At 68.4% G+C, this 5,921-nt stretch carries 4 protein-coding genes; all 4 read left to right on the top strand.

Annotated elements, in window-relative coordinates; genetic code table 11:
* Nucleotides 1-1,982, top strand: a 1,982-nt coding sequence (locus G3N92_RS29560; RefSeq protein ID WP_206131113.1) for a poly-beta-1,6 N-acetyl-D-glucosamine export porin PgaA, incomplete at its 5' end; no start/stop codon positions are given.
* Nucleotides 1,983-2,011: 29 nt separating this feature from the next.
* The gene (gene pgaB / locus G3N92_RS29555; RefSeq protein ID WP_206131112.1) at nt 2,012-4,093 is read left to right on the top strand and encodes a poly-beta-1,6-N-acetyl-D-glucosamine N-deacetylase PgaB; all 2,082 of its coding nucleotides are present in this window, start codon (nt 2,012-2,014) and stop codon (nt 4,091-4,093) included.
* A complete protein-coding gene (pgaC, locus tag G3N92_RS29550) occupies nt 4,090-5,343 on the top strand; it encodes a poly-beta-1,6-N-acetyl-D-glucosamine synthase (protein WP_206131111.1) in 1,254 nt (417 codons plus the stop codon). Before pgaB ends, pgaC begins: the two co-directional genes overlap by 4 nt.
* Nucleotides 5,336-5,902, top strand: coding sequence for a Biofilm PGA synthesis auxiliary protein PgaD (locus tag G3N92_RS29545; RefSeq protein ID WP_206131110.1), 567 nt, complete (start codon nt 5,336-5,338; stop codon nt 5,900-5,902). The genes pgaC and G3N92_RS29545 overlap by 8 nt, the downstream gene beginning before the upstream one ends.
* Nucleotides 5,903-5,921 lie beyond the last annotated feature (19 nt).

Raw genomic sequence — 5,921 nt, 5'->3', positions numbered from 1 at the left:
GCCCCGCGCCGGAACCGCAGACGCCGCCGCCGCCGTCGCAATCGGTGCCCGCGGCCGTGGCCAAATTGTCCGAATCGTCCGAAACCTCCGCGTCGCCCGACGAGGCGCTGCGCAAGCAGGTGCTGACGCTGGCCACGGGCGGCGGCGCGGTGCGCGCGCTCGAACAGGCGAAGGCGCGGCCCGACGTGTTTTCGCCCGTCGATCTCGCGCGCATCGAGGAACTGAGCATCCGCCAGGAAGTGCGCGGCGGCCGCGCCAAGGTGCGCGAGATGACCGGTTCGGACCGCTTCGACGCGCTCGACCGCTCGATCCGCGAGGCCGAGGCGTTCGGCCAGCGCCTGCCGGCCACGCCCGATTACGCGCCGATTCGCGCGTCGCTGGCGGGCGACCTGGCCGTGGCCTACGCCGCGCACGGCCGCATGAAGGATACGGTGGCGGTGTTCGAGACGATCCCGCCCGGCAGCGACGTGTCGGTGGACGCGCTCGCGGCGGTGGGCGACGCCTACGCCTATCTGCAGCAGCCCGACAAGGCCGAGCGGGCCTACCGCCGCGCGATCGCGCAGGCCACCGCGCCCGCGCCCGATTCGGCCACGCTCGGTTATCAGTACGGCGCGCACACGCGCCTGATCGACCTGCGCGAGGATCTGTTCTACGCGCTGACCGATCAGAACCATTACGTGCAGGCGCAACAGGTGCTGGAGGACATGCGGCGCGCGCTGCCGCCCGCCGCGCGGATCAACCAGTGGGATCCGGCCAACGACGATTACCTGCGCTACTACCGCCTGCTCGCGCAATCGCGCATCTACATGGGCCAGACGGCGGCCGGCATGACGGGCCTGCAACACCTCAGGGATCAGGTGCCGTTCAGCGCGGAAGTGCGCGATGCGCAGGCCGATGCGATGCTCGGCAATTCGCAGACGCGCCGCGCGCGCGACACCTACGCCGGCACGCTGACCGATCACCCCGACGACGTCGAGACGCTGGCCGGGCTGGGCCGCGCGTCGATCGCGCTCGGCGATTACCGCCGCGCGCACCAGATCGACGACACGTTCGGCACGACCTTCCCCGAAAGCGGCGCGGTGCGCGCGTTCAAGCGCGATTACGCCGCCTACCGCGCGCCGGTGCTGTCGATCGAGGTGAACGGCGAGCACGGCAATTCGGCGCTGGCCGACAACGAGTTCAGCATCGACACGATGCTGTATTCGCCGCCGATCCTCGACAACTGGCGCGTGTTCGGCCACACCTATTACGGCCACGCGAACACCGATCTCGGCAGCCTCAGCCGCACGCGCACCGGCATCGGCGGCGATTACCGGAACGGCGCGCTCACCATCACCGGCGAAGCCACGCGCTCGCTCGGCGCCGACGGCCGGATGGGCGCGAACGGCGAGGCGACCTACGCGTTCAACGATTACCTGTCGGCGAGCGCGTCGGTGGATACCGATTCGAACGCGCTGCCGTGGAAGGCCTACCTCGATCACCTGTGGGGCAAGACGGCGCAGTTCAGCTTCAACTTCACCGACACCGACCGCCGCTCCGCCTCGCTGACGTATTCCGCCGCGCGCTACAGCGATTCGAACTTCAACCAGGAGATCACGCTGAGCGGCACGCAGCGCGTGTTCACGGCGGCCAATCAGTTCGTCAACCTGACGATGAACCTCGGCACCGGCAGCAACACGATCGCCAATGCGGATTACTACGCGCCGGGGCGCGACTACACGGCCGAGCTGGTCGCGATGCATCAGTGGTCGCTGTGGCGCAGCGGGGAGAAGGGCCTGCAGCAGCGCATCTACCTGACGGCCGGCGCCTACAACGAGCGCGGCTTCGGCACCAGCCCCGAGCTGGGCGCGCGCATCGAGCATGTCTGGAGCTTCAGCCACAACGTCGCCCTCACTTACGGTCTCGGCTTGCTCAGCCATGCTTACGATGGCTCGCGCGAGCTGTCGGCGACGGCTTACGGCTCGCTCACGGTGCCTTTCTGAGCGCCTGTTTCGAACGGAGAACAACAACGATGGAATCCCGACGACGGTTCATTTGCAGCTGCATTGGGGCGCTGGCCGGCTGCACGCTGTTTCCCCGGCTCGCGCCGGCGCGCCTGATCGACCTGCTGCCGCCGGCGGATCCGGCCGATGGCCTGACGTTCCGCACGCTCTGCTTTCACGACATCCGCGACAACCTGCAGGAAGAGTTCGCCACCAACAACGTGACGGACCCGTACGCGGTGGATACCGGCACGCTGACCTCGATCTTTTCGTGGCTCGACGCGAACGGCTATCACCCGGTCAGCCTGGGCGCGGTGCTGGCCGCGCGCAACGGCGGCAAGCCGCTGCCGGCGCGCGCCGTGCTGCTGACGTTCGACGACGGCTTCCGCAGCCATCACGAGAAGGTGCTGCCGCTGCTCAAGCAGTTCAACTATCCGGCGGTGATGGCGATCGTCACGTCGTGGGTGGATACGCCGGCCAATACCGGCGTGCGCCTGTCCGACACGCTGGTGGTGCCGCGCGACACGTTCATGTCGTGGGACGAGGTCAAGGACGTGGCCGATTCGGGCCTGGTCGAACTGGCCTGCCACACCCACGACCTGCATCACGGCGCGATCGCCAATCCGCAGGGCAACGAACTGCCGGCCGCCACCTCGCATCTGTATCTGCGCGACCGGCAGCGCTACGAAACCGACGCCGAATTCGAAACGCGCGTGCGCACCGATCTCGGCCGCTGCATCCGCCAGGTCAAGGCGCGCACCGGCTTCACGATCCGCTCGATGGTCTGGCCATACGGCGCGCAGAACCAGACGGTGCGCACCGTGTCGACCGAACTCGGCATGCAGACCCAGTTCACGCTCGAATCCGGCCCGAACACGCGCGACGTGCCGCTCGACCGCATGCGCCGGATTCTCGCCACCTACGACATCGACGTGGGTGGCCTCGAGCGCTCGATGCGCGAGCCGTGGCAGAACCGCGGCCGCGTCAATCCGGTGGAGCGGGCGGTGGTGGTATCGCTCGACGACGTCTACGATCCGTCGCCCGAGCAGCAGGAGAAGAAGCTCGGCGACCTGATCGAGCGGATCTACCGGCTGCGCCCGAGCTCGGTGTACCTGCAGGCGTTCTCCGACCCGGCGCGCTCGGGGCTGGCCGAGGCGGTGTATTTCCCGAACCGGCACCTGCCGGTGCGCGCCGATCTGTTCAGCCGCGCGGCCTGGCAATTGAGCACGCGCGCGCATGTGTCGGTGTACGCCTGGCTGCCGGTGCTGTCGTTCGCGGTGCCGGCCAAGCTGGCCGGGCGCGTCGAGTTCTTGACCGGCGCCGGCGGCAGCCTGCCGCCCGGCGCCTCCGGCGTGCGCCGCCTGAGCCCGTTCGATCCGGCCGCGCGCGCGTTCGTGCGCGAGATGTACGAGGATCTCGGCCGCTATTCGGCGTTCTCCGGCGTGCTGTTCGGCGAGGACGCCATGCTCGGCGACGCCGAGGACGCCGGCCGCCACGCGGGCGACACCTACGTGCGCTGGGGCCTGCCGCGCGACGTCGAGCGGATCCGCGCCGATCCCGCGCTGGCCCGCCGCTGGGGCGAGCTGAAGACGCGCCACCTGATCGAGTTCACGCAGGAGCTGGAGAAGATCGTGTTCGACAGCCAGAACAGCGGCGAGGTGCTGACGGTGCGCGCGATCTTCCCCGACGTGCTGCTCGATCCGCGGGCGGGCGGCCGCTACGCGCAGGATTACGCGGCATTCCTGAATGCCTACGATTTCGTCGGCCTGCTGGCGATGCCGTCGCGGCAAGGCGTCGGCTCGGTCGACGCATGGCTCGGCAAGCTCGGCAACACCGTGAAGACGGTGGCCGACGGCCCGCGCCGCACGGTGTTCATGCTGGAGGCCGTGGATTCGCGCAGCGGCGCGCGCGTGCCGGGCAAGACGCTGGCCGGGCAGATGGCGCGCCTGCGCGAGGCCGGCATGGTCAGCTACGGCTACTACCCCGACGATTTCGCGCACGACCAGCCCGAGGCGCTGGCGCTGCGCGACGTGATGTCGACGCGCGCGCGGCTCGACCCGACCTCGATCAACGCGTTGCTCGACAGCGCGAAGGCGCCGGGAGCGAAATGATCCATATCGTCATCAACTGGCTCCAGGATTTCATCTTCTTCTATCCGTTCTTCATGTCGTACCTGTGGATGATCGGCGGAACCGTGCATTACTTCGTGCTCGAGCGGGGCCGCGAGCGCTCCCCCGATGCGCTCGCGCGCGCCGGGATGCCGAAGGTGGCGGTGATCGTGCCGTGCTACAACGAGGAGGCCAACGCGCGCCGCGTGTTCAGCCACCTCGCCACGCTCGACTATCCGAACTACGAGATCATCGCGGTCAACGACGGCAGCCGCGACCGCACCGGCGAGGTGCTCAACGAACTGGCCGCCGAGATCCCGCGCCTGACGGTCGTGCACCACGCGAAGAACGAGGGCAAGGCGATCGGCCTGACCACGGCCACGGTGGTGACCGACGCGCCGTTCCTGATGTGCATCGACGGCGATTCGCTGCTCGACAAGGACGCGATCAGCTGGATGCTGGAGCACTTCATCGCCGATCCGAGCGTGGGCGCGGTGACGGGCAACCCGCGCATCCGCACCCGCACCTCGCTGCTCGGGCGCATGCAGGTGGGCGAGTTCTCGTCGATCATCGGCCTGATCAAGCGCACCCAGCAGGTGTACGGGCGCATCTTCACGGTGTCGGGCGTCAGCACCATGTTCCGCAAGAGCGCGCTGGCCGATGTCGGCTACTGGAGCTCGGACATGCTGACCGAGGACATCGACATCAGCTGGAAGCTGCAGTGCAACGATTGGCGCGTGGCCTACGAGCCGCACGCGGTCAGTTGGATCCTGATGCCCGAGACGCTGCGCGGCCTCTACAAGCAGCGGCTGCGCTGGGCCAAGGGCGGCATCCAGGTGCTGATCAAGTACGCGCCGCGCCTGCTGCACCGCTCGCAGCTGATGATGTGGCCGATCTTTCTCGAGTATCTGGCCGGCATCGCGTGGGCCTATGCGATGACGCTGATGCTGCTGCTCGGGCTCGTCAACGCGATCGTGCCCATGCCGCCCGAGTGGCAGGTGTCGTTCATTCCGCACTGGCACGGCATGTTGCTGCTGGCCACCTGCGTGCTGCAGATCTTCGTCGGCTGCCTGATCGACCGGCGCTACGACGAGAACCTGCTGCTGTATCTGATGGATGCCGTCTGGTATCCGGTTGCGTTCTGGCTCATCAACATGGTCTGCACCGTCGTGGCGCTGCCGTCGATCGTCCTCGGACGCCGCGGCAAACGCGCGATCTGGACCAGCCCCGATCGAGGTATTCAACATGACTAGCACCCCCGTGATCGACCTTTCCCTGCGCGCGCCGCGCCAGATCATCGCCGATCGCGGCGTGCTGCGCGGCGTGGTGCTGGTCGCGTGGTTCCGCCTGCTGCGGCCGGCCTGCGTCGGCTCGATGTGGGCGTTCATCACCGTCTACGCCTACCGCTACCTGCTGCCGTTCGACCAGGGCGATCTGTCGTGGGGCGAACTGATTTCCTACGTGGCGATCATCGGCACGATGGGCGCGGTGCTGACGACCTGGATGATCGTCGCGCACGTCGCGCATCCGTTCACGTCGAAATTCCGCATGCGGCGCCTGCTGCGGCGCAAGCCGCGCGTGACGGTCGCGCAGCCCGAGCTGTTCGCCGAGACGGCCCTGCGCGACTGGGATCCGGACGCGCGCGTGTTCGTGGCCTCGCACGATGCGAGCGGCATGATCGAGGCGCTGCGCCCGCAGCCGATCGTCATGCCGGCGAACGACGACGCCAAGGCGCCGGTTTCGGCTTCGGCCGCGGCCGAGCCGGCGTATCGCGCGCGCGTCGCGTACAAGATGGGCCAGCCGCGCCAGTGAGCGCGCCTGCCAGACGCAA

The organism is Burkholderia sp. Ac-20379 (genome assembly GCF_017104645.1).
In the GTDB taxonomy this organism is placed as follows: Bacteria; Pseudomonadota; Gammaproteobacteria; order Burkholderiales; family Burkholderiaceae; genus Burkholderia.
This window is presented reverse-complemented; position numbering and strand designations above follow the sequence as displayed.